Annotated in this window: 22 protein-coding genes; 3 read left to right on the forward strand and 19 right to left on the reverse strand. The window is 52.0% G+C overall.

The window, feature by feature from the left end:
* Positions 1-55 precede the first annotated feature (55 nt).
* Positions 56-1,753, forward strand: coding sequence for an alpha,alpha-phosphotrehalase (gene treC, locus KKH3_RS12870; protein WP_039360223.1), 1,698 nt, complete (start codon positions 56-58; stop codon positions 1,751-1,753).
* 147 nt (positions 1,754-1,900) lie between these two features.
* Here treC and elaB read toward each other — a convergent pair whose 3' ends face one another.
* The 15 genes from elaB to lrhA all read right to left on the reverse strand — a co-directional run bounded on the left by elaB (position 1,901) and on the right by lrhA (position 19,278).
* Positions 1,901-2,212, reverse strand: coding sequence for a stress response protein ElaB (gene elaB, locus KKH3_RS12875; RefSeq protein ID WP_039360224.1), 312 nt, complete (start codon positions 2,210-2,212; stop codon positions 1,901-1,903).
* A gap of 257 nt (positions 2,213-2,469) precedes the next feature.
* Positions 2,470-3,927: an NADH-quinone oxidoreductase subunit NuoN gene (nuoN, locus tag KKH3_RS12880; protein WP_039360227.1), complete on the reverse strand. Its 1,458-nt coding sequence runs from the start codon at positions 3,925-3,927 to the stop codon at positions 2,470-2,472.
* 6 nt (positions 3,928-3,933) lie between these two features.
* Positions 3,934-5,469, reverse strand: coding sequence for an NADH-quinone oxidoreductase subunit M (gene nuoM / locus KKH3_RS12885; RefSeq protein WP_010278855.1), 1,536 nt, complete (start codon positions 5,467-5,469; stop codon positions 3,934-3,936).
* A 99-nt stretch (positions 5,470-5,568) separates the two neighbouring features.
* A complete protein-coding gene (gene nuoL, locus KKH3_RS12890; RefSeq protein WP_039360230.1) occupies positions 5,569-7,416 on the reverse strand; it encodes an NADH-quinone oxidoreductase subunit L in 1,848 nt (615 codons plus the stop codon).
* Positions 7,413-7,715, reverse strand: coding sequence for an NADH-quinone oxidoreductase subunit NuoK (gene nuoK / locus KKH3_RS12895; protein ID WP_005969835.1), 303 nt, complete (start codon positions 7,713-7,715; stop codon positions 7,413-7,415). Before nuoK ends, nuoL begins: the two co-directional genes overlap by 4 nt.
* A complete protein-coding gene (gene nuoJ, locus KKH3_RS12900; protein WP_010278881.1) occupies positions 7,712-8,272 on the reverse strand; it encodes an NADH-quinone oxidoreductase subunit J in 561 nt (186 codons plus the stop codon). Before nuoJ ends, nuoK begins: the two co-directional genes overlap by 4 nt.
* Before the next feature lie 9 nt (positions 8,273-8,281).
* Complete coding sequence (nuoI, locus tag KKH3_RS12905; RefSeq protein WP_039360233.1) at positions 8,282-8,824, reverse strand: NADH-quinone oxidoreductase subunit NuoI; 543 nt, start codon at positions 8,822-8,824, stop codon at positions 8,282-8,284.
* Between the two features lie 17 nt (positions 8,825-8,841).
* Positions 8,842-9,816: an NADH-quinone oxidoreductase subunit NuoH gene (gene nuoH, locus KKH3_RS12910; protein WP_010278889.1), complete on the reverse strand. Its 975-nt coding sequence runs from the start codon at positions 9,814-9,816 to the stop codon at positions 8,842-8,844.
* A complete protein-coding gene (gene nuoG / locus KKH3_RS12915) occupies positions 9,813-12,539 on the reverse strand; it encodes an NADH-quinone oxidoreductase subunit NuoG (RefSeq protein WP_039360236.1) in 2,727 nt (908 codons plus the stop codon). The genes nuoH and nuoG overlap by 4 nt, the downstream gene beginning before the upstream one ends.
* Before the next feature lie 186 nt (positions 12,540-12,725).
* Positions 12,726-14,075 (reverse strand): NADH-quinone oxidoreductase subunit NuoF, encoded by a 1,350-nt coding sequence (gene nuoF, locus KKH3_RS12920; protein ID WP_039360239.1) that lies wholly within the window; start codon positions 14,073-14,075, stop codon positions 12,726-12,728.
* Positions 14,072-14,617 (reverse strand): NADH-quinone oxidoreductase subunit NuoE, encoded by a 546-nt coding sequence (gene nuoE / locus KKH3_RS12925; RefSeq protein WP_052201340.1) that lies wholly within the window; start codon positions 14,615-14,617, stop codon positions 14,072-14,074. The genes nuoF and nuoE overlap by 4 nt, the downstream gene beginning before the upstream one ends.
* A 2-nt stretch (positions 14,618-14,619) precedes the next feature.
* The gene (gene nuoC, locus KKH3_RS12930; RefSeq protein WP_039360241.1) at positions 14,620-16,419 is read right to left on the reverse strand and encodes an NADH-quinone oxidoreductase subunit C/D; all 1,800 of its coding nucleotides are present in this window, start codon (positions 16,417-16,419) and stop codon (positions 14,620-14,622) included.
* 98 nt (positions 16,420-16,517) lie between these two features.
* Positions 16,518-17,192 carry a NuoB/complex I 20 kDa subunit family protein gene (locus KKH3_RS12935; protein WP_005969846.1) on the reverse strand — a complete coding sequence of 225 codons (675 nt, stop codon included), beginning with the start codon at positions 17,190-17,192 and terminating at the stop codon, positions 16,518-16,520.
* 17 nt (positions 17,193-17,209) lie between these two features.
* The gene (locus KKH3_RS12940; RefSeq protein ID WP_039360243.1) at positions 17,210-17,650 is read right to left on the reverse strand and encodes an NADH-quinone oxidoreductase subunit A; all 441 of its coding nucleotides are present in this window, start codon (positions 17,648-17,650) and stop codon (positions 17,210-17,212) included.
* Between the two features lie 677 nt (positions 17,651-18,327).
* Positions 18,328-19,278: a transcriptional regulator LrhA gene (gene lrhA, locus KKH3_RS12945; protein ID WP_039362425.1), complete on the reverse strand. Its 951-nt coding sequence runs from the start codon at positions 19,276-19,278 to the stop codon at positions 18,328-18,330.
* 501 nt (positions 19,279-19,779) lie between these two features.
* On the opposite strand from lrhA, the gene KKH3_RS12950 reads away from it, so the two are divergent.
* Positions 19,780-20,994, forward strand: a complete 1,215-nt coding sequence (locus KKH3_RS12950) for a pyridoxal phosphate-dependent aminotransferase (protein WP_014916029.1) — start codon at positions 19,780-19,782, stop codon at positions 20,992-20,994.
* A gap of 142 nt (positions 20,995-21,136) precedes the next feature.
* Positions 21,137-21,736 (forward strand): 5'-deoxynucleotidase, encoded by a 600-nt coding sequence (gene yfbR, locus KKH3_RS12955; RefSeq protein ID WP_039360246.1) that lies wholly within the window; start codon positions 21,137-21,139, stop codon positions 21,734-21,736.
* Positions 21,737-21,749: 13 nt separating this feature from the next.
* Here the strand turns inward: yfbR and KKH3_RS12960 are convergent, their stop codons facing one another.
* The 4 genes from KKH3_RS12960 to yfbV form a co-directional block, all read right to left on the reverse strand.
* Complete coding sequence (locus tag KKH3_RS12960) at positions 21,750-23,582, reverse strand: SLC13 family permease (protein WP_039360249.1); 1,833 nt, start codon at positions 23,580-23,582, stop codon at positions 21,750-21,752.
* 196 nt (positions 23,583-23,778) lie between these two features.
* Entirely contained in the window at positions 23,779-24,435 is a 657-nt protein-coding gene (locus tag KKH3_RS12965; protein WP_039360252.1) for a sugar phosphatase, read from the reverse strand.
* Between the two features lie 21 nt (positions 24,436-24,456).
* Entirely contained in the window at positions 24,457-24,951 is a 495-nt protein-coding gene (locus tag KKH3_RS12970) for a YfbU family protein (protein WP_039360255.1), read from the reverse strand.
* Positions 24,952-25,118: 167 nt separating this feature from the next.
* The gene (gene yfbV, locus KKH3_RS12975; RefSeq protein WP_039360258.1) at positions 25,119-25,574 is read right to left on the reverse strand and encodes a terminus macrodomain insulation protein YfbV; all 456 of its coding nucleotides are present in this window, start codon (positions 25,572-25,574) and stop codon (positions 25,119-25,121) included.
* Positions 25,575-25,769: the final 195 nt, after the last annotated feature.

Below are 25,769 nucleotides of genomic sequence, written 5' to 3' on the forward strand. Positions count from 1 at the left end.
ATTATCTCAACTCAGGCCGTGCAAGCACGGCCCACTGTTATAAAGGAGCGACCTCATGACCGTGATCGCCTCGCTTCCCTGGTGGCAAAATGGCGTAATTTATCAAATCTATCCGAAGAGCTTTCAGGACAGTACCGGTAATGGTATTGGCGACATCGCCGGCATCACCGCCCGACTCGATTATCTGCAACAGCTGGGCGTCGATGCGATCTGGCTGACACCGGTTTACCTCTCTCCTCAGGTTGACAACGGCTATGACGTCGCCGACTACTGCGCCATCGACCCAGCCTATGGCACGATGGCTGATATGGAAACGTTGATCGCGCAAGCGCATCAGCGCCGTATCCGTGTCGTCATGGACATGGTATTCAACCACACGTCGACGCAACACCACTGGTTCCAGAACGCACAGGATCGCCGCAGCCCGTATCGTCATTTTTATATCTGGCGTGAGGGTCATGACGGGGTGCTACCTAATAACTGGCGTTCAAAATTTGGCGGCCCAGCCTGGCAGTGGCACGAAGAAAGCAAACAATACTATCTGCATCTTTTCGCCACTGAACAGGCCGATCTGAACTGGGAACACCCGCGCGTGAGGGATGAGTTAAAACAGGTCTGTGAATTTTGGGCGGATAAAGGCGTGGATGGGTTGCGGCTGGATGTCATCAATCTGGTTTCTAAACAGCAGGATTTTCCGTCAGACGCTCAGGGCGACGGGCGTCGTTTCTATACCGATGGCCCCCTGATTCATGATTACTTGCAGGAATTTAGTCGGGATGTTTTTCAGCCGCGCGACTTGATGACAGTCGGTGAGATGTCTTCGACCTCACTGGAGCACTGCCGCCGCTACGCCGCACTGGACGGTAGTGAACTCTCCATGACGTTCAATTTCCATCACCTGAAAGTCGATTATCCGAATGGGGAAAAATGGACACTGGCGGAGCCTGATTTTATCCAGCTCAAGCAGATTTTTAATTACTGGCAGCAGGGGATGCACAACCATGCCTGGAATGCGCTGTTCTGGTGTAATCACGATCAGCCGCGCATCGTGTCACGCTTTGGTGACGAAGGCGAATTCCGTGTGCAATCCGCCAAGATGTTGGCGATGGTGCTGCACGGCATGCAAGGTACACCTTATATCTATCAGGGAGAAGAACTCGGTATGACCAATCCCGGCTATACGCAGATTGCACAATACCGCGATATTGAAAGCCTGAATCAGTTTGCTGAACAGCACGAACGAGGTCGACCAGACGAACAGACTTTAGCAATTCTCGCCAGCAAATCACGCGATAACGGCCGCACGCCGATGCAATGGGACGCCAGCCCCCACGCTGGATTCACGACTGGCACGCCGTGGATCGCACCATGCGAGAACTTCACCCAAATCAACGCAGGACAGGCGCTGGCAGATAAAGACTCTATTTTTTATACCTATCAGCAGCTTATCGCTATGCGTAAAGCACTTCCACTGCTGACGCACGGAGATTATCAGGATTTGCTACCCGATCACCCTAACGTCTGGTGCTATCAGCGCGTCTGGGAGGGACAGCAGCTTCTAGTTCTGGCAAATCTCAGCAAACAGATTCAGCGCTGGCAGCCTCCAATTGATACCCATGACCACCGCTGGCGACTGTTATTCAGCAATTACGCTGATGCACAGCCTCAGCCCGCAATACTGGCGCTACGCCCGTTTGAAGCCATTTATTGGGTACAAGGGATGCCGGAGAAAGAGGATAAGGTTCAGGGCTAGAAGATATCGTGGGATGTAGCGGGTAATCCCGCTACATTGTCAGGCATTTCACATGATCCATCTGGATGACGTGTTTTACTCGGAAATTCGCCCTATCTTGCTCAGAGTTAATGAGCGATAGAGCGATTCTGACTCAGAATGCAGGAACTAACGCTTAGCCAGCAGCAATCCCAACACCAGACCGACGGTGGCACCAATACCGATACCATGCCAGGGTTTGTCATGCACATAAACATCGGCTTTGTCCGCCACCTGCTTGGCGCGCGCATAATAGCTGTCAGTCACACCGATACGGGCTTTGACTTCCAACAGCGCTTTTTCCGCGCCCTTCTTCAAATCAAGATAGGCTTGATCTGCCTGATCGCCCGTATAGCGTAATACCCCATCCAGCGTTTCAGACAGAAGTTTTAAATCATCATCAACACGAATCTCTTCAGGCTGTTTTTTTGTCGCCGCCATAAGTGCTCCCTTCTGTTATGAAAAGTCATAAGTTTTAAGCCGTACCTTGTTAACTATAGACAACTTTTTCTGACTTTCAGGGATTCAGCAGACCAGATCATTCCTAAAACGCACTTTCCCACCATAAAAAAACGCAGGGAGTGTTTTTCAACGTCGCTTGCGACGATCCAAAGGGTGCCTAGCAGGAAGCTCGCTATAAAAAAACGCCGTTGATTCTCATCAACGGCGCTTCTGTTCAACCTAACTCTCGTCAGTGGTTACATCATCGGCTGTGCCAATTGCACCAAAGAGATAAGCGGCTGTGGGTACAAACCAAAGAACAGCACTGCGATGGAGGAGATCAGTACGACCACCCCACCCGCGGTTAAAGCCCAGTTGTTTGGCGTATCACGCTGTAATTGCTGCGGCGCCGTCAGGTACAAGCTGACCATCACACGCAGGTAGTAATACAGACCAATAGCACTACCCAGTACCACCGCACCAGTCAACCACCACAGTTCAGCATTAACACCGACAGCCAGCACATAGAATTTACCGAAGAAGCCCAGTGTCATCGGGATACCCGCCAGCGACAGCATCATCACCGTCATCACCGCAGACAGAATCGGTTTATGCCAGAACAGACCACGGTAAGAGAACAGCGAATCGGCATCAGCACCACGGTACGGGCTAGACATCAGGCTGACCACACCGAACGCCCCCAGACTGCTGAACAAGTAACCCACCAGATAAACACCGACAGTTTCCAGCGCCAGTTGATGGCTCTGAACCGCGATCAGCGCGACCAGCAAGTAACCCAGATGCGCAATCGAAGAGTAACCGAGCAGACGTTTGATGTTGGTTTGCGACACCGCCATCACGTTACCGAACAAGATCGATGCGAATGCGATGACACCCAGCACGATTCTAACTGACTCGCTGTCAGCCATCGGCGCATACAGGAACAAACGCATGACTGCACCGAAAACGGCAATTTTACCGGCCGTCGCCAGAAAGGTAGACACAGGCGCAGGTGCCCCCTGATACACATCAGGCGTCCACAGCTGGAACGGAACCAGAGACAGCTTGAAGCCCAGACCGACAATCATCATCCCCAAGCCTGCCAGCAACAGCGGCTCATGGATTTGGTGATCGCTCAGGCTCTTACCAAGGCTGGCAAAGCTCATATCGCCTGATTCAGCATAAATCAACGCCATACCAAACAGCAGGAAGGAAGACGCCGCCGCCGACAGCAGCATGTATTTAATACTGGCTTCCAGCGAACGTTTCAGGCGGAAGGCATAGCCAACCAAACCAAACAGCGGGAGAGACAGCAATTCAATCCCGATGAACAGCGAAGCCAGATGGTTGGCGCTCGACAGCAGAATCCCACCCAGCGCAGCAATTAAGACCAGCAGGTAGAACTCATCACGATTGTCTGGGTAGCCTTGCAGCCACGGGTAGGCAAACGTGCTGGTTGCCAGACTGGCAAGCAGAATCAGTCCGGTATAGAACATCGAGAAGCCATCAACACGCAGCAGCGGCGTCACGTCCGTTGGGTCAACCTGACCGACAAAGTACAGTGACAGCAACGCAATATTCAGGCCGATAACCGTCATGGTTGCGTTGACAAAATGGTTGCGTCGCCACGCAATGCACAGCATCACAACCACTACCGTCAATCCGACGATCAACAGCGGCGATAGCGCAATTAGTTGTTGAAGAGTTATTGTCATGGCGAATTACGGCCTTGTTGTTGAAATAATTGAATCTGGAGCAGACGACATAAACCACTGCTGGATATTTGACATCGCGGCACTGGAGGTATCCAGAATCGGTTGCGGGTAAACCCCTAACAACACCAGTAATACCACCAACAGCATCACGATAGACAATTCGCGGAACGACATACTCTTCAATGGTTCATCAGACTTAGGCGTACCGTAATAAGCACGCTGAATCATGATCAGTGAGTAGACCGACGCAAATACCAGACCGAAGGTTGAGATCACCGTAATCACCGGCACAACCTGATAGCTGCCGAACAGAATCATGAATTCGCCGACAAAGTTACCTGTACCCGGCATCCCCAAGGTTGCCACAGCAAAGAACAGAGACAGCGCTGGCAGATATTTCAGACGCGCCCACAGGCCACCCATTTCGCGCATGTCACGGGTATGCAGACGTTCGTACAGTTGACCACACAGAATAAACAGACCCGCAGCAGACAAGCCGTGCGCAATCATCTGAATCACCGCCCCCTGATAAGCCAGTTGATTACCGGAATAGATGGCAATCATCACGAAGCCCATATGGGACACAGAGGTGTAAGCAATCAGACGTTTGATATCCGTCTGTTTGAATGCCAGCCAGGCACCGTAGAAGATACCAATTACACCTAACCACATGGCAATCGGTGCAAAGGCGTGGGAGGCGTTCGGGAACAGTGGCAGGCTGAAACGCAGCAGACCATAGGCTGCCGTTTTCAACAGGATCCCCGCCAGGTCAACTGAACCCGCAGTTGGCGCCTGACTGTGTGCATCCGGTAGCCAACCGTGCAACGGCACGACAGGCATTTTTACAGCAAATGCGATGAAGAAGCCCAGCATCAGCAGGTATTCAACACCATATGACATCGGCGTCTTCAGCAGGTCTTCATAGTTGAACGTCCAGACACCGGTGGCATTGTGGTGCACAAAGACCAGCGCCAGAATCGCAATCAACATGATCAGGCCGCTTGCCTGGGTATAGATGAAGAACTTGGTCGCCGCCGTAATTCTGGTTTTACCGTCGGAGCCTTTATGCCCCCACAGCGCAATCAGGAAGTACATCGGTACCAGCATCATTTCCCAGAAGAAGAAGAACAGGAACATGTCGATGGCCAGGAACACGCCAATAACACCGCCCAGAATCCACAGCAGGTTCAGGTGGAAGAAGCCCTGATAGCGCTGAATTTCATTCCAGGAACAGAGGATTGCCAGCACACCCAGCAAACCGGTCAGTACCACCATCAGCAGTGACAGGCCATCCAGCGCAAGGTGGATACCGATACCGAAGCGCGGGATCCATGGCACATAAAACTCGGATTGCCATTGTGGTACGCCTGTCGGCGCCGTCAGTGAGTAACCGCCTTGCAACCACAGTTGCAGAGACAGAGCGAGTGTCAGCCCCATTGCAATCAACGCTATCCAGCGCGGCACTTTCGTACCAAAACGCTCTAACTGCCAGCACAGCAGACCGCCGATAAAGGGGAGAAGAATTAGCCAAGGTAGTAGCATGGCGTTTTGTGTCCCTAAATTAAAGAAATCTGAAAACTTGCCGTGGCGGGCATTCCTGTCTGCGGAATGCCCTACCTTTATACGTTACCGGATACCGCTTTAGACCAGCAGTAACAAGGCCAGCACCAGTACGGCACCAAAGCCCATAGAAGCAACGTACCAGCGCAACTGACCATTCGCACTGAGCGCCAGCCCACGGTTACCCCAGCGGGTGACCGTAGCCGGAAGCGTCATCAACGCATTTAACGGATCACGCTGCAACAGCTTCGCGATAGCCAGATACGGTTTAACAAAGACATGGTCGTACAACCAGTCGAAGCCCCACGCGTGGAACCACCAGGTCGAGAAGAAACGACCCGGCGCACTCTTCGCGATGCTATTCACCGCCTGACGTTTACCCAGCCACAGCACAGCGGCAAGCAGAATACCGGCAATCGCCACCACGCCAGAGGTAATTTCCAGCGTCATCAACTGGCCATGTTCAAGCTCTGTCGTTGCGGGCAATACACCATGCAACGGCGGAACAATCATCGCACCAATAAAGGTGGACAGAATCATCAGCACAACCAGCGGTAAGTGGTGAGAAATGCCTTTTCCTGCATGCGCTTTGGTTTTCTCTTCACCGTGGAACACGATGAAAATCATACGGAACGTATACAGCGAGGTCATGAAGGCACCAGCCAATCCAGCCACCATCAGATTGATGTGACCATTTGCCCATGCGCCAGCCAGAATCTCGTCTTTACTGAAGAAGCCCGCAGTAACCAGCGGCAGTGCAGCCAGCGCCGCGCCCCCGATCAGGAAGCAGACATAAACCAGCGGAATCGTTTTACGCAGGCCGCCCATCTTGAAGATATTCTGCTCGTGGTGGCAGGCCAGAATCACCGAACCAGAAGAGAGGAACAGCAGCGCTTTAAAGAACGCGTGCGTCATCAGGTGGAAAATTGCGGCATCCCATGCCTGAACACCCAGTGCCAGGAACATGTAACCAATCTGGCTCATGGTGGAATAGGCCAAGACGCGCTTGATGTCGGTTTGAACCAAAGCGGCAAAACCTGCCAACACCAGCGTGACTGCACCCACAATCCCCACCAGATGTAGAACATCCGGTGCCATCAGGAACAGACCGTTGGTACGCGCAATCAGGTAAACGCCCGCGGTAACCATCGTGGCGGCGTGGATCAGTGCAGATACCGGCGTTGGACCGGCCATCGCATCTGCCAGCCAGGTTTGCAGCGGCAGCTGTGCAGATTTACCGACCGCACCACCCAGCAACATCAGCGTCGCCCACGTAATTTCTGGTGAACCTTCAGCCAGTTTCTGCGGTGCTAATACCATCAGCTCGCGGAAGTTAAGCGTGCCCAGCTCTTTATAAAGGATGAACAATGCAAAGGCGAGGAAGACGTCACCCACACGCGTAACGATGAAAGCTTTCATCGCTGCCGCACCGTTCTTCGGATTGGTGTAGTAGAAACCGATCAACAGGTAACTACACAGCCCTACCCCTTCCCAGCCGAGATACATCAGTAACAGGTTATCTGCCAGTACCAAAACGACCATACTCGCGATAAACAGGTTGGTGTAGGCGAAGAAGCGAGAATATCCCTCTTCTCCACGCATGTACCAGGAAGCAAACAGGTGGATAAAGAAGCCGACACCCGTTACAACGGACAGCATCGTCACCGAAAGGCCATCGAGCGTCAGCGTGACGCTAATGTCGAAGTTGCCGACAGCCATCCATGTCCACAGGTGCTGATTAAAGAAGGTCACGCCGCCGTGCTGTTGGCCCATGAAATCGACCACAACCCAAGCGGTAACCAACGCTGCCAGACCAATCGAGCCAACACCGACGGTCGCGGACGTATTTTCCGACCAACGCCCGCGGGAAAATGCCAGCAACAGAAAGCCGAGCAGCGGGAAGAGTATTGTTAAATAGAGTAAGTTCATCCGCGCATCTCACTGACTGTGTCAATATTCAGGGTCTGACGACGACGATACATTTGTAGCAACAGCGCCAGACCAATACTGGCCTCAGCCGCTGCCAGCGTAATCGCCAGAATGTACATCACCTGACCATCCGGCTGCTGCCAGTAACTGCCTGCGACCACAAAGGCCAGCGCGGCAGCGTTGATCATAATTTCAAGACTGATCAACATAAACAGCAGGTTACGACGAATCAACAGACCAGTCAGCCCGAGAACAAACAGAATAGCGGCTAAAATCAATCCATGTTGTAACGGAATCATGCGCGTTCCCCCGTTATTTTCTTCTCAACGTCCTGGTTCGCGCCTTCTTTACTGACAACGTCACCACGTTTATCTTCACGACCAATGTGGAAAGCGACAACCAATCCCGCCAGCAGCAGCATTGATGCTAATTCAACTGCCAGAACATAAGGCCCAAACAGGCTGATACCCACGGCTTTCGCCTCAACAGGCGTCCCCGTGATGCCCTGCTCTTTCAGGCTAAGAATGGCATTGACGACAATCACCAGTAACGCCAGTGAAAGAATGCTCGGACCGATCCAGACGCTGGGTTTCAGCCAATTCCGCTCTTGTTCTTCTACGGAATTACCGAGGTTAAGCATCATGACCACGAACACAAACAGCACCATGATGGCACCCGCATACACGATGATGCTCAGCGCGCCGGCAAAATTAGCCCCCAGCGAGAAAAATACGCCCGCAATCGCCATGAGCGAGGTGACCATATACAACAATGCATGCACAGGATTGGTATGCGTAATGACGCGCAATGTCGCCAGTATCGCAATCAAGCCTGTGGTATAAAAAGCGAATTCCATGCTAGCTCCTTAGGGCAACAGGCCTTTGACATCAATGGGTTTGGCTTCGTTTTCAGCTTCACCTTTATCTTTCCCATCGATTGCCATACCAGCCATCCGGTAGAAATTGTATTCCGGATATTTACCCGGCCCCGATATCAGCAGATCTTCTTTCTCGTACACCAGATCCTGACGTTTGTAGTCGCCCATCTCGAAATCCGGCGTCAGCTGGATAGCGGTTGTCGGGCACGCTTCTTCACAGAAGCCACAGAAAATGCAGCGCGAGAAGTTGACGCGGAAGAACTCGGGATACCAGCGACCATCTTTGGTTTCCGCTTTCTGCAATGAGATACAGCCGACCGGACAGGCCACCGCACACAGGTTGCAGGCAACACAACGCTCTTCACCATCAGGATCGCGCGTCAACACGATACGACCACGGTAGCGCGGCGGTGGATTCACAGGCTCTTCTGGATACATTCTGGTTTCGCGCTTCTTAAAAGCATTCGCTCCCACCATACAGATACTGCGTATCTGGGTGCCGAAACCAACCACTAACTCTTTCAATGTCATGGTTTATTCACCCCTTCTTAAGCGTTGTACAAAATGACGGCGGCTGTCGCCAGCAGATTCAAAAGCGTTATCGGCAGACAGACTTTCCAACCGAAAGACATCACCTGGTCATAACGCGGACGGGGTAACGAAGCACGAATCAGGATGAACATCATCATGAAAAAGCCAGTTTTCAGCGCAAACCAGACAAACGGAGGCAGGATTGGACCATGCCAGCCACCGAAGAATAAGGTCACCATCAGCGCGGAAACAGTCACGATCCCGATATATTCCCCGACAAAGAACAGACCGAATTTCATACCGGAGTATTCAATGTGGTAACCATCTGCCAGTTCCTGTTCAGCTTCAGGCTGGTCAAACGGGTGACGGTGACATACCGCCACGCCTGCGATGGCAAACGTAATAAAGCCGAAGAACTGCGGGATAACGTTCCACAGGTGTTCCTGAGAATCGACGATATCACGCATGTTGAACGAGCCCGCCTGCGCGACAACCCCCATCAGCGACAGGCCGATGAACACTTCGTAGCTCACGGTCTGAGCAGAAGCACGTACCGCACCCAGCAGCGAATATTTGTTGTTACTCGCCCAACCGGCAAACAGCACCGCGTAAACGGCCAAACCCGCCATCATCAGGAAGAACAGGATACCGATGTTCAGATCGGCGACACCCCAGGTTGGCGTGATCGGCACAATTGCGAAGGCAATCAACATTGACGTAAACGCGATCATCGGTGCCAGCGTGAAGATCACCTTATCGGTGAAATTCGGCACCCAGTCTTCTTTGAAGAACATTTTGATCATGTCAGCGACAAGCTGCAATGAACCGCCCCAACCTACCCGGTTCGGTCCATAACGTCCCTGGAAGAGGCCGAGCAGTCGACGTTCACCCATACTCATGAATGCGCCACAGGTCACCACAACCAGCAGAATCACGATCGCTTTTCCGACAGAGATCAGAATCTCGATTAATTCCGGTGTTAACCAACTCATTGTGCGGCCTCCCGCAGATTTTCAACGGTTGCACCCGCCAGCACCGGCGCAATACCCGGTAAGCCCAGCGGTAAACCAACCTGTCCCTGACTCAATGCCGCACTTAAGCGCAGTGGCAGACGTAGCGTTTGCCCTGCACAGGTCAACTCCAGCAATGTACCTGCATTCACACCCAGCGTTGCCGCATCAGCCGGGTTCACCATTACATAAGGCTCTGGCATACGCTGCTGGATCACATCAGAACGCTGTGACATTTCATCACTGCCAAACAGGTGATAATACGGCGCAACGCGCCATTGACCCGCTTGTGGGACGAAAGCCGCAGGAATGTTATCGAAATACGCCAGCGAACCTTCTCCGGCTTCGATCATACGCACACCCGGATCGCCATGACGCAAATGTCCGCCCACTTCGTCCTGGAATTTGTTCCAGGCTTGCGGTGAGTTCCAGCCTGGCGCCCAGGCAAACGGAATCTGCTGACGATGAGCTGTCGGGCTGTTGTTCCCTTCCATTGAGAAGGCAAACATAGTGTCTTTATCGATGGGCTGACGTGGTTCATGCACGCTGATATTGGCACGCATTGCAGTACGTCCGCTGGAACGAATCGGTGAACGTGACAGTTTCTGACCACGAATACGGAACGACGCGTCCGGCGCGGCATCTTTGATTGCAGCCAGTTGCGGCAGAGCAGCAACACACGCATCAATCACGTTATCCAACTGCGTCCAGTCAACCTGACGGCTGTTATAGGTGATATACAGCGAGTGCAGCCAGCGCCAGCTTTCCAGCATCACGACTTTGTCGTTGTAGTACGTTGGGTCATAAACCTGGAAGAAACGCTGAGCGCGGCCTTCCTGATTCACCAATGTACCGTCGCTTTCAGCAAAGCTGGCGGCAGACAGAATGATGCTGGCCTTATCCATGATGCGAGTACGCTGATGGTCAACCACAATCAGGTTCTCAGCTTTTTCCAGCGCCGCATCCACGCGAGCGATTGGAGCATGACGGTAGAGATCGTTCTCCAGAACCACCACGCTATCGGCGTTGCCGTTTTCCAACTGCGCCAGCGCATCATCCAACGAGCCGCCGCCCATGATTGACAACCCGATGCTGTTAGCAGCAGGTGCAACAAAGGTAATACCGACGTCAGAACCGCGATTCTTCAGCGCTTTGGCAACGTTTGCCGCAGCGGAGATCACGTCTTCGCTACCCGCATTGGTGCCGGAGATGATGAGTGGTTTTTTCGCACCAGCCAGCGCCTGTACGATGATATCGACTTTCTGATCGAGTCCCGCAGCCAGATCGGTCACTGCCGGTGCGCTGCTATCCAGACCGTGCGCAATAGCGAAACCAAGACGTGCCTGATCGGCAACTGGCGCACGGTAGTTCCATGCAGCGATGTCGTCCAGACGGGTGTTGTCGACGTTGGTGACAAACAGCGGGTGTTTGGCATGCTGACCAATGTTCATGATCGCCGCAATCTGCCAGTCAGCCACTTTCTGCGCTGCCGCCATTTCGCGGGCTTTGCCTTTAACAGCCTGACGAACGGCCAGTGCGATACGAGCCCCCGTCTGCGTCAAGTCTTCACCCAGAATCAGAACCGCATCGTAGCCTTCAATCTCACGCAGCGCTGGCGTTCTCACACCGCTTTCGCGCAGCACTTTCAGGATCAGTTGCAGACGATTTTGTTCTTCCTGCGCGATACCCGTGTAGAAGTTCTCGGCCCCCACCAGCTCACGCAAAGCGAAGTTGCTTTCAATGCTGGCACGCGGTGAACCGATACCGATCGTTTTCTTCGCCTGACGCAGAACATCCGCCGCGCCTTGCAGTGCCTGATCGGCGTTCAGCGCGATCCAGTCATCACCACGACGTTGCAGCGGCTGGTTCGGACGGTCTTTCTGGTTGACGTAGCCGTAACCAAAACGGCCGCGGTCGCACAGGAAATAGTGGTTTACGCTACCGTTGAAACGGTTTTCGATACGGCGCAGTTCGCCATAGCGTTCACCGGGGCTGGTATTACAGCCGATGCTGCACTGTTGGCAGACGCTCGGTGCAAACTGCATATCCCATTTACGGTTGTAGCGCTCAGAGTGCGTTTTATCGGTGAAGACACCGGTCGGACACACTTCAACCAGGTTACCGGAGAACTCGCTTTCCAGCGTGCCATCTTCCGGACGACCGAAGTAAACGTTGTCGTGCGCACCGTAAACGCCGAGATCTTTACCATCCGCATAGTCTTTGTAGTAACGCACGCAGCGATAGCACGCGATACAGCGGTTCATCTCATGAGAAATGAACGGCCCAAGATCCTGATTGCGGTGGGTACGCTTGGTGAAGCGATAGCGACGGAAGTTCTGCCCCGTCATCACCGTCATATCCTGCAAATGACAGTTACCGCCTTCCTCACATACCGGACAATCGTGCGGGTGGTTGGTCATCAGAAACTCAACTATCGTTTTACGGAATAGTTTCGCTTCTTCATCTTCAATCGCGATGAACGTTCCTTCGGTTGCTGGTGTCATACAAGACATCACCAGACGACCGCGGGTGTCTTCCGCGTTTTGGTACTGTTTTACCGCACAGAGGCGGCAGGATCCGACGCTCCCGAGCGCGGGGTGCCAGCAAAAGTAAGGAATATCAAGTCCCAGAGTCAGGCAAGCTTCCAGAAGGTTGTCTGCTCCATTTACTTCATACTCTTTGCCGTCTACATGAATAGTAGCCATAGTCAGCATGCTTCCATAATGGCCCGTGTTACCACGAGCGCTAATCAAAAATTCTGTATACCCTCACTTTCAAATCGCAAATGCGTTGGTTACCTGCGCCTTGAAATCTATTGGGTTTATGAGGGTGGCTTATTTGCGCCACCCTGCGGATACATTCACTGCATCTCGCACGTATTGAGCGATAACTTACCAGCGCTCTTTCAACAGGTTAGGCTGAATACCGCCAATCGCTTTAACATTGCCTAAATACTGTTTAGAGATACCCGCTTCGAATTCTTCCCGGAAATATTTGATGGCACTTTGCAACGGTTCGACTGCACCCGGCGCATGCGCACAGAAGGTGTTACCCGGCCCGAGGAAACGGCAAAGCTGCTCCAGCGTTTCGATATCGCCAAGCTGGCCTTCGCCCTTCTCCAGCGCACGCAGAATCTTCACGCTCCACGGCAGCCCATCGCGGCATGGCGTACACCAACCACAGGATTCACGGGCGAAGAATTCTTCCAAATTGCGCGTCAGCGAGACCATGTTGATTTCGTGATCGACGGCCATCGCCAGCGCGGTCCCCATACGGCTACCGGCTTTCGCAATGTGCTCAAAATCCATCGGCAGATCGAGATGGTTTTCCGTCAGGAAATCCGTACCTGCACCACCCGGCTGCCAGGCTTTCAGCTTCAGACCATCGCGCATGCCGCCCGCATAGTCTTCCAAAATTTCACGCGCAGTCGTACCGAACGGCAGTTCCCATAGACCCGGGTTCTTGACGCGGCCAGAGAAGCCCATCAGTTTCGTGCCTGCATCTTTACTTTTACCCGCAGACAACCCCTGATACCACGCCGCACCATGCTCGATAATCGCCGGTACGTTGCACAGTGTTTCCACGTTGTTGACGCAGGTCGGTTTGCCCCACACACCCGCAGACGCTGGGAACGGTGGCTTGGAGCGAGGGTTGGCACGACGGCCTTCCAGTGAGTTGATCAGCGCAGTTTCTTCACCGCAGATGTAACGCCCGGCGCCCGTATGCACGAACAGCTCGAAATCGAACCCGCTGCCCAGAATATTTTTACCCAGCAGGCCAGCCGCTTTCGCTTCTTCGATTGCGCGACGCAGATGAACGGCAGCCTCTATGTATTCACCGCGCAGGAAGATGTAACCGCGGTAGGCTTTCAGCGCAAAGGCGCTTATCAACATACCTTCAACCAGCAGATGGGGCTCTTGCTCCATCAGCAGGCGGTCTTTATATGTACCAGGCTCCATTTCATCCGCGTTACACAGCAGATAGCGGATGTTCATGCTTTCGTCTTTCGGCATCAGGCTCCACTTCAAGCCTGTCGAAAAGCCCGCGCCGCCACGCCCTTTCAGGCCAGCGTCTTTAACCAGTGAGACCACGTCATCCTGCGCCATGCCAGTTAGCGCTTTTTGCGCGGCAACATAGCCGTTTTTGCTGCGATATTCATCCAGCCATACTGGCTGTTTGTCTGCGCGTAAACGCCAGGTCAGAGGATGCTGCTCAGCAGTCAGAACAATGTCTTTACTCATTGATACTGCTCCAATAACGATTCAATTCCTTCCGGCGTCACATGGCTGTGGGTATCTTCATCAATCATCATTGACGGCCCCTTGTCACAGTTCCCCAGGCAGCAGGTCGGCAGCAGCGTGAAACGTCCATCAAACGTTGTCTGACCCGGTTTGATGCTGAGTTTACGCTCAAGCGCAGCCTGAACGCCCTGATAGCCATTGATATGGCACACGACGCTGTCGCAATAGCGAATAACATGACGCCCAACAGGCTGACGGAAAATCTGGCTGTAGAATGTCGCCACACCTTCCACGTCACTGGCAGGGATACCCAACAGATCGGCAATCGCGTTGATAGCGCCATCCGGCACCCAACCGCGAGCCTTTTGCACAATTTTCAGTGCTTCGATTGACGCGGCACGGGCATCTTCGTAGTGATGTTTTTCGTGCTCAATGGCGTCACGTTCGGCGTCACTCAATACAAAAGCATTGTCTTTTGTCAGCGAATCAGCAGCAGGTTGTCCCTGAGCGTCAATATGATCGTGATTGTTATGATCATGCATAATTAGCGGTCCACATCTGACATTACGAAATCAATACTGCCGAGGTAAACGATCAGGTCGGATACCAGACATCCACGAATGACAGAAGGAATCTGTTGCAGATGCGCATAGCTCGGCGTGCGAATACGGGTACGGTAGCTCATCGTGCCGCCGTCACTGGTCAGGTAATAGCTGTTGATGCCTTTCGTTGCTTCGACCATCTGGAATGATTCATTGGCAGGCATAACCGGACCCCAGGAAACCTGAAGGAAGTGGTTGATCAGCGTATCGATATGCTGCAACGTGCGCTCTTTTGGCGGCGGCGTCGTCAGCGGGTGATCCGCTTTGAACGGCCCTTCCGGCATGTTCTTGAGGCACTGTTCCAGAATACGCAGGCTCTGACGCAGCTCTTCAACCTTCAGCATCACGCGGCTGTAGCAATCGCTGATGCCGTCGCCTACGGGTACTTCAAAGTCAAAGTTTTCATAACCGGAATAGGGACGCCATTTACGCACGTCAAAACCAATACCTGTTGCACGCAGACCCGCACCGGTTACGCCCCAATCCAACGCTTCTTTCGCATTGTAGGCAGCGACGCCCTGAGTACGGCCTTTCAGAATGGTGTTCTGCAACGCGGATTTGACATAGGTGTCCAAACGAGCCGGCATCCAATCAAGGAACTCACGCAGCAGACGTTCCCAGCCGCGTGGCAGATCGTGCGCCACGCCGCCAATTCGGAACCACGCCGGGTGCATACGGAAGCCGGTAATCGCTTCAACCAAATCGTAAATTTTCTGGCGGTCAGTAAACGCAAAGAACACTGGTGTCATCGCACCGACGTCCTGAATATAGGTACTGATGTACAGCAGATGGCTGTTAATACGGAACAGTTCAGAGAGCATGACGCGAATCGTCTTGACGCGATCCGGCACATCAATACCTGCCAGTTTTTCCACAGCCAGTACATACGGCATTTCGTTAACGCAGCCGCCGAGGTATTCAATACGGTCGGTATAAGGAATGTAGCTGTGCCAGGACTGGCGCTCGCCCATTTTCTCCGCACCGCGATGGTGGTAACCCACATCAGGTACGCAGTCGACGATTTCTTCGCCATCCAATTGCAGGATAATACGGAAAGCACCGTGTGAAGAGGGGTGGTTCGGGCCGAGGTTGAGGAACATGAAGTCCTCATTTTCAGTGCCGCGCTGCATTCCCCACTCTTCCGGTTTGAACGTCAGCGATTCCATTTCCAGATCTTCTTTCTGCTTGGTCAGCTCGAAAGGATCGAATTCGGTCGCACGCGCCGGATAATCTTTACGCAACGGGTGCCCTTCCCACGTCTGCGGCATCATAATGCGCGTCAGGTGCGGGTGGCCATCAAAGGTCATACCGAACATTTCCCAGGTTTCCCGCTCATACCAATTGGCATTCGGGAACAATTTGGTCACGGTCGGTAGATGCAGATCGCTCTCGGACAACGCGACTTTCAGCATGATGTCGCGGTTACGTTCGATGGAAATGATGTGATAAAAGACGGAGTAGTCGGCGGCAGGTAAACCTTCACGATGGGTGCGCAACCGCTCATCCATACCGTGCAGGTCAAACAGCATGACATAAGGCTTCGGCTGTTTTTTCAGGAATGCGACAACATCCAGTAATTGCTCACGCTTGACCCACACAACAGGGATACCTGTGCGGGTTGCCTGTACAGTAAATGCATCTGGTCCAAAACGGTTACACAGTTCGTCAACGACCGGATCGTTAAGGTGATCGCGGGTTTGCCAGCCTGGCTGAGCGAGATCGTGTGTCGTTAAATCTGTCATAAATATGTCACCACATTAAATGTGCTATTTCTGTAGCTGATAATGACCGCACACTATTATCGAGGTATTACACGGCCACCGGGTTTATCATCTACAGGTCAAATCTCATCAGGCGAACGCAGGTTGGTCACAGCGATTCGCTCGCCGCGTTTGCGCTCACGCTCAGATTGCATGTTGGCGCGGTAAACGCCCTGTTCACCCACCACCCATGACAGAGGGCGGCGTTCTTTACCGATGGATTCTTTCAGCAGCAACAGTGCTTGCATGTAGGCTTCAGGTCGCGGCGGGCAGCCTGGAATATACACATCAACAGGCAGGAATTTATCTACGCCCTGAACGACGGAATAAATATCGTACATGCCGCCGGAGTTAGCGCATGCGCCCATGGAGATAACCCATTTAGGCTCAAGCATTTGCTCGTACAGGCGCTGAATAACGGGAGCCATTTTGGTAAAACAGGTTCCCGCTACTACCATGAAGTCAGCCTGACGTGGCGACGCACGCAGAACCTCAGCCCCAAAACGCGCGACGTCATGGACTGCGGTAAATGACGTCACCATTTCTACGTAGCAACAGGACAGGCCAAAGTTGTACGGCCACAGGGAGTTCTGACGACCCCAGTTAACCGTATCGTGTAATGCATGTTCCAGTTTGCCCATGTAGACACTGCGGTGAACATGTTGCTCCAGAGGGTCGGAAACGATCTCCTGACGTTGCAGGGGATAACGGTCATTCTCACCGTCCGGCTCTATGCGGGTGAGCGTATAGTCCATCTTAAAATGCCTCGCTGTTACTGCGGATGATTGTTGGTAGTGTTGATGATGTCTGATTTAACGACTTGTCTCTTGGAACGTACCGGGGTCCAGTCAAGTGCCCCAACGCGTACCAGATAAATCAAACCAGCCAACAGCACCAAAATGAAAATGGTTGCTTCAATGAAGCCAATCCAGCCGCTTTCTTTGATAGACACAGCCCAAGCGTAGAGATAGAGGGCTTCAACGTCGAAGATCACGAAAAACATAGCGACAAGATAAAATTTAGCGGACAGGCGTAACCGCGCTGAACCTACGGAGTCAATACCGGATTCATAAGGTACGTTTTTGGCTCTGGCTTTGGCTCTCCCCCCCAGCAAGAATCCACCGGTCAGCATGAAGACGCAAAGGCCTACGGCAATGATAAGGAATAGCGCAAACGCCCAATGATGGGCGAGGATTTCAGTAGTTGTTGACATTCTCTTTGCTTACTCATCAAAAGTGGCGGGTAACACCTCTGCTCTATTATCGGCAGTTAATGCGCCACATCGATTAAAAGGAAGGATTAATAACCACAAAAAAGCATGGAAACGTATCAGGTAAGCCTTGCTTGGTATGGTTGAGCCCCTAAATTTGTAACCTTTTTTTCAACCTTACTAAAAATAACAGTACATTACTTTACATGCACGCTGTTTTGTTAACATTTTGTGTTCTCACCCGCAGCTAAATCGAGTCAGTACTTTTGTCAATTAACCATTGTTTAGCAGCACAGGAAGCAAGTTCACTGCGTCACTATACCATTTTCACAGAAAATGCCTGTTCCCCCATGTGGTTATTAGGGGTATTTTTTGATCCAGCACACATTTTTACCAATTTAGTTAGTAAAAAAATCAAGATGATGCTGGACAAGGTTTGACGCTATTTTCCATAACATCTTTTTAAAAAAAAAGAACCGGTGTTTTATAAAGCAGATAGGGGCATGAGCCTCGCCGCGCCTAGCCTATTGATGTGGAATGGAAAACGCGAAGTGGGATCGGCGTGAAAAAATGAGGCCGAGAAGCCTCTACCGATGTGGGTTTAACACCTTATTCATAAATCATCATCATTCGGGGTGCATCCCTACCCTCCCCGAATGATCGTTAACTCGCCATTATGATTAGATCGCATCCTTCAGCGATGGGTCGGAAGGCAGTTTTTCATTCACGCTGTTTGCCAACACGCTGACAGGCGTAATGTGAGAGGGCTTCCCTGATTCAATCACATTGAAAATTGCCGTTGCCAGCTCATTCTCCTGATTAGGATTCTGGCAGAGGAAATAACGTGTTTCAGGCAATCTCGGCAACCCTTCCTCTTCGCCCAACACTCGCAATTCAGGGCTCATCATTTCCACTGACCGCACGGTAATCCCCATGCCGGCCTTCACCGCGGCGCGTACCGCAGACAGCGTTGAAGCCACATATGCAATTCTCCAGGGGATCCCAGCGGCCGTCAGTTGCTGTGTAGCCAACGTACGGAAAGGGCTTGGCTCATCGAGAACAACCAGAGGTACAGGTTCTTGCGATCGGAACTGATAATCCGCCGCGCAATACCATAACGTTGGAGAACTACGTAATAACACATGAGGAAACACCACACCGTTCATTGTGGTAATAACCAGATCTATTTTTCCCTGATTCAACATTTCCATCATTTCAGCGCTACGTTTTACGCTGACATTGACGGAGAGTTTAGGAAATACGGATGTCACCCGATGTAAAATATAAGGAAGAATGGTGTCTGCGGTATCGTCAGACGCCCCGATGGTCAGCGTACCCTGAATATCGCTGTACATTAATGAAATACAAGCTTCATCATTGAATTGTAATATTTTTCTGGCATAACCCAGAAACTGGATGCCGTGTTCGGTCAGCAATTTATTACGCCCGTGTCGGGCAAAAAGCTCCTTTCCGATGAGTTGCTCCAGCCGCTGCATCTGTTGGCTGACAGCCGATTGGGTTCTATTGACTGCGGTCGCCGCCGCTGCAAATGTATTTAAATCTGCAACGGCAACAAACGTCCTCAGTAAATCAAGATCGAGATTAAGTACTGGTCGATTTGCACTGGTCATACGATTTTTCACTTATCTATTTTAATTTTAACAAAATATTCCTGGTGTTTTATTACATGTACAGGTAATGACCGATACATTTAAAGACACTATCGCAGACGCACGATAAGGGCAAAAAAATACTTATATTTCGTTACCACTATCGCCTTTCCATTGGTAAGACATCATGTAATTAAATGACTCACCAGTCTTAATCCTTAATTCAATAACAACGGCACCTTCCCTTTATTTCATCTTGCGAAATAAATACGCTCCACACTTAAATAAACACGCTCTCCCTGTCACCCTACTCTGGCGCTAAAAAAGTACGGTATGAATAGTTGTCCGCCCCCTACCATATCGCACCATCCAACGAGTACACAACCATATAGTGCAGATGCGCAACCATTTGCAGCAAAAGCGATAATCATTCTTCAAAAGGTACTACAGGAGGAGTACATTAAGCAGGTTATGCTATTCCGTCTGGGAATATGCGCTCTCTGCAGAAGGTTCGTACTATTTATGTCTCCGATTGAAAAATCCAAGAAACTGGAGAACGTATGCTATGACATCCGTGGCCCAGTCTTAAAGGAAGCCAAGCGGCTTGAAGAAGAAGGTAATAAAGTCCTTAAACTGAACATTGGCAACCCGGCGCCTTTCGGCTTCGAGGCACCGGACGAAATTTTGGTCGATGTGATCCGTAACCTGCCTACCGCGCAGGGCTACTGTGATTCCAAAGGTCTGTATTCCGCCCGCAAAGCTATCGTTCAGCACTATCAGGCGCGGGATATGCGCGATATTACGGTTGAAGACGTCTATATTGGTAACGGTGTTTCTGAACTCATCGTGCAATCCATGCAGGCGCTGCTTAACCCAGGCGATGAAATGCTGGTTCCTGCGCCGGACTACCCGCTTTGGACCGCAGCGGTTTCCCTGTCTAATGGCAACGCCGTTCACTATCTTTGCGATGAGTCCTCCGATTGGTTCCCCGATTTGGATGATATCCGCAAAAAGATCACGTCTAATACGCGCGGTATTGTCATCATCAACCCGAACAACCCAACGGGTGCGGTCTACAGCAAAGAACTGCTGCTGGATATCGTGGCGATTGCACGCGAACATAACCTGATCATCTTCGCCGACGAAATTTACGACAAAATTCTGTATGACGATGCGCAGCACCACTCCATTGCCGCACTCGCGCCGGATCTGCTGACCGTCACATTCAACGGGCTTTCCAAAACCTACCGTGTGGCTGGTTTTCGTCAGGGCTGGATGGTACTGAACGGCCCGAAAAAGCACGCAAAAGGGTATATTGAAGGGCTGGAAATGCTGGCCTCTATGCGTTTGTGTGCCAACGTGCCAATGCAGCATGCGATTCAGACCGCGCTGGGCGGCTATCAGAGCATCAGCGAATTTATTCAGCCTGGCGGGCGCCTGTACGAGCAGCGCAACCGTTCCTGGGAACTGATCAATCAGATCCCCGGCGTATCATGCGTAAAACCACGCGGCGCGCTCTATATGTTCCCACGCATTGATGCCAAGCGCTTTAATATCCACGACGACCAAAAGCTGGTGCTGGATCTCCTGTTGCAGGAGAAAGTGTTGCTGGTTCAGGGAACCGCGTTTAACTGGCCTTACCCAGACCACGTACGCATCGTCACACTGCCGCGTATTGATGAGCTGGACATGGCGATCCACAAATTAGGGCGTTTTCTGGGACACTATCACCAATAGCCCAGCGGTAATCGAACCTACCCTCGCCGGGCAATCGTCGCTCGGCGAAAACCTGACCTTCGTTTGCATAATCTCCGGCAAATGCCCACAATAGACGCCCACGATATCGCTATTTCACCGTGCTGTTGTCTGAGAGAACGCCATGAATCAGAGCCACTTTTTCGCCCATTTATCTCGTCTAAAACTGATCAGCCGTTGGCCACTGATGCGCAATGTGCGCACGGAAAACGTCTCCGAGCACAGTCTTCAGGTCGCTTTCGTCGCTCACGCGCTGGCGGTAATCAAAAACCGCAAATTCGAGGGTAACCTGAACGCAGAACGCATCGCGCTGCTGGCGATGTACCATGATGCCAGCGAGGTACTGACCGGTGACATGCCGACGCCTATTAAGTACTACAACGCGCAAATCGCACATGAGTACAAGAAGATAGAGAAGATTGCACAGCAGAAACTGGTTGAGATGTTGCCGGAAGAGTTGCAGCAGGATTATCGCATGCTGTTGGATGATCACTACACCAGCGAAGAAGAACGCGTCATCGTTAAACAGGCAGACGCGCTCTGCGCCTACCTGAAATGTCTGGAAGAATTATCAGCAGGCAACGCGGAATTCACGCTTGCCAAGGCCCGACTGGAAAAAACATTGCAACTGCGCCACAGCCCGGAAATGGACTATTTCATGACGGTTTTCGTTCCCAGCTTTAGCCTGTCGCTGGACGAAATCAGTCAGGATTCGCCGCTATAACGGGCTGGCTGTATCAGAACGGATATAGCCACGGCACCATCACCACGCTGACCAACATCACCAGAACGGTAAAGGGGACGCCAACGCGCACAAAGTCCCCGAATTTATACCCACCCGGCCCCAATACCAGCGTATTCACGGGTGATGACACCGGTGTCATAAATGCAGCAGATGCCGCCACGGCGATGATCATTGCAAAAGGATAAGGTGACACGCCCATCTGTTTCGCTGCGGCAATCGCAATGGGTGCCATCAGCACCGCCGTCGCCGTGTTGGAAATAAACAGGCCAATCACGGCACACAGCACAAACAAGCACACCAGCATCACATGCGGCCCGGCGTTCCCAGCGACATCCATCAACCCTTTAACGATCAGCGCCACACCGCCCGTTTGTTGCAACGCTAGCGCAAACGGCATCATCCCGACGATAAGAATAATGCTCGGCCAGTGAATAGCCCGATAAGCGCTTTCCATGTCGATACAGCGGAACTTGCCCATCAGCAAACAAGCAATCAGCGCAGCAACCGCATTCGGTATTTCATCCGTCAGCATCATCGCCACCATCAGCGCCAGACAAAACAGCGCGTGTGGCGCCTGACTCACTGAGGGTGCAACGTCATCCACTTCAGCAGGGAGATTAAGCAACAGGAAGTCGTTTTTCTGCGTGTGCAGTTGTCGAATCATGCGCCAATCGCCCATCACCAGCAGAATGTCACCGAGCTGGAGCGGCTCATCAGCCAGAATACCTTCCATCGCTTCACCTGACCGGCGAATCCCCACGACACTCAGACCGTAGCGGCTTCGGAAACCGACGTCATACAGCGTTTTCCCCAGCAGCTCGGAATCGGGAATCAAAGAGACTTCGGCCATTCCCACATCACGCGCCTGCTCAGAGAAATATTCACCGCGCAGCACCATCGGTTCAAGCCGCTGCGCGGTGCAAAATTCGCGTAAATCCACCTCAGACGCCGACATGTCGATCAGTAAGACATCATTCAGGCGAAGTTCAGTATTGCCCGCCACGCTGATCATCACGCGGCGAAATTTACGCCAGCGCTCAATCCCGACCACGTTCGCCCCAAAGCGCTGACGCAGGCGTAAATCATCCAGACGGTGGCCGATAAAAGGCGATCCTGGCCGAATCGCCAGCCGACGCGCCCTCCCCGTCAATCGGTAATCACGAATCAGATCGCGAAACGTTCTTCTCTTCCACATCTCTTTTGCCGTTGCCGTCTCAGCGTCGCCAAGCCAGTAACGCGCCACCATCATATACGCCACGCCCAACAGCAATACCACTATCCCTATCGGCGTCACGCTAAAAAATCCAAAACCCGCAACACCTTCACGCATCAGCTCGCTGCTCACCACCATATTCGGCGGCGTGGCGACCAACGTCATCATGCCGCTAATCAATCCGGCAAAACTCAGCGGCATCATCAACCTTCCGGGAGAAACTTTCATCCGGGCGGAAACACTCAGCACGACGGGAATAAAAATCGCAACAACGCCAGTGGAGCTCATGAAAGCCCCCAGCAGCGCAACGGTGACCATCAGTAAGATCAGCATCTTCATCTCACTGCTGCCCGCCACGCGAACCAGCCAATCACCAACCTGGTAGGCAACACCGGTACGAACCAACCCCTCACCAATCACAAACAGGGCTGCAATCAATATCACGTTAGGATCGCTGAACCCTACCAACGCTTCAGATAGCGTCAGCGTACCGCTCAGTACAAACGCGATGATGACCAACAGCGCGACGACGTCCATGCGTAATTTATTGGTGGTAAACAACACAATGGCGATCAGCAACAGGGATAACACCCAGAGAAGTTCGCTATTCAAAACGTTTCCCCTGACAGAAAAATGCATGTTGAGAGGTAGTGGTTCAGCATGCCATAAAAAATGCAGGAGCATTTTTCAACACCGCACAGCGGTGACCCAAAGGGTGGCAGACAGGGATAGTCTGCCATAAAAAAACCTCGCGGATGCGAGGTCTGATCATCTTTAGTCACAGTTTTGTCATTATGTTACAGGCGACCTACTGGCGCAGAAGCACCTTAGCGCCGTTCGGCAATGGTTCTATTTCTATCTGCTCCAGCGAATCCAGAATCAGATCGACCTGATCCAACTTCGGCGTATCCACGGGTGCCTTCACCGCAATGACCTTGCAGCCAGCCGCCAGACCCGATAACACGCCCGCGGGTGCATCCTCAACAACCACACACTCTTCCGGTTTCAGTCCTAACTGCTGTGCGCCAAGTAAATAGGCATCGGGAGCAGGTTTACCTTTAGCAACCTGTTCCGCTGTAATAAAGGCACGAGGAGCAGGCAGTTCCCCGCGGTGATGACGTGCGCTGGCAATCGGCACCGTGCCAGATGTCACAATCGCCCAGGGAATATCCAGTGCATCCAAACGATCCAACAGCGCCTTCGCCCCAGGCATGGCAACAATACCCTGCGTATCAGATGCTTCTGTTTTCTCCAGCGCATCAAACTCTTGTTGAATCGTTTCTTCGCTTTGCCCTTGAAGAAAATGACGCAGGGAGGTGATTGCCTGCTTGCCATGAATAAAATCCAGCACTTCCTGTGGTTCAATATCGTGATCTTTTGCCCAGTTAATCCACGCACGTTCTACAGCAGGCAGTGAATCAACCAGCGTACCATCGAGGTCGAACAGAAAACCTTTACACTCCACAGAAAGCCCCTTTTTCATTAATCAGGCGTTGATGATCTGTGCGATCTCAACCGCACTCAAGTGATACTGGCGCGGGCAAGATTGCCAGACAGCCAGCATTCTGTTGTATTTTTCCCACATTTTTGTCTGAGCGTTAAACCCATGTGTGCCCGCATCAAAATGAGGATAGCGACCTTCCACATGTACCATGAAGCGTACAAAACCGAGGTAGCGTGCTTCCGTTGCGGCATCAAAGCCCAGGAAAGTCAGGCGACGCTCGTCCAAATCCTGCTTATCTTTCAAATTGGTCCACGACACCTGCAAGGCATGATGCATTTCCATGATGTTAATAATCGAGCGGCACACCTCTTCGGTAAGCTCACCAAACTCACGATCCAGTTCGCGCATCTGCAAACCATAACCACGCTCGATAATCGTTTGTAACCGGCGATAGCGCTCGGCGTTATCAGGATCGAGCATCGTCATCATTTTATATTGATTTGAAAGGATCAATCTCTGGGCATTTGTCATTTCCATGGTGCTCTCCTGAACCTCTTTGGTGTAAGCCAATATCGCTAAATAGGTATTGTCCTCAGAATCGCATACTGAATCGTGTCACGGTAGCGGTAGCCACCGCTTCTTTGATTTGAAACAGGGGAAAGAAAAAAATAGCCACCAACACGCACACAGCAGCCTGACGCCGATCACAAATCATCCAGGAAGGTTTTATCAAGCTGGTTAAACGCACGCTTCAGCACATCCGCTAGCGTTTGGTAAGTTGGCGCTTCTTCTAATGGCGCTAGTGCCTGACCTGACTCCAATAACTTATGGCGAATCTCATGGAACCACTGTGCTAGCGTCGGCGGTAAAGGCGTCACAGAACGGCGACCCAGCCACCAGAGCCCCTGCAACGGCAGGCTACAGGCAAACAGCGCGGTCGCAATGGCGGGGCCAAGCTGGCCACCGAGCGCAATCTGCCACGTTAAGGTAAACACCGCTAGCGGCGGCATGACGCGGATGCCAAACCGTGTCGCCCGCGCCACACGGTTTTCAGGAAATACGGGCGCCAGCCGCTTTTCTGCTGGCCACGTTTTCATATAATGCTGCCCACGTTGGAGTAGCTGTAGCCAACTGATTCTACTGTCTGGTTTCGTCGCCATAGCCACACCTCAACTTTACAGATAAAAAATAAAACTTTTGCACAAATCAACAACTCAAGTTGATAAGGTTAAAATATATTTTGTGTTTAGCCTACGCTATCGGTATCCTAGATCGGCCTTTTGGCCGCTGTATACCTAAAGTAGTATGACTACACGCAAGGAGTATAATTCCCTTTGCGACATAAGCGCAGCCAA

Source organism: Pectobacterium actinidiae, from assembly GCF_000803315.1.
GTDB classification, from domain to species: domain Bacteria; phylum Pseudomonadota; class Gammaproteobacteria; order Enterobacterales; family Enterobacteriaceae; genus Pectobacterium; species Pectobacterium actinidiae.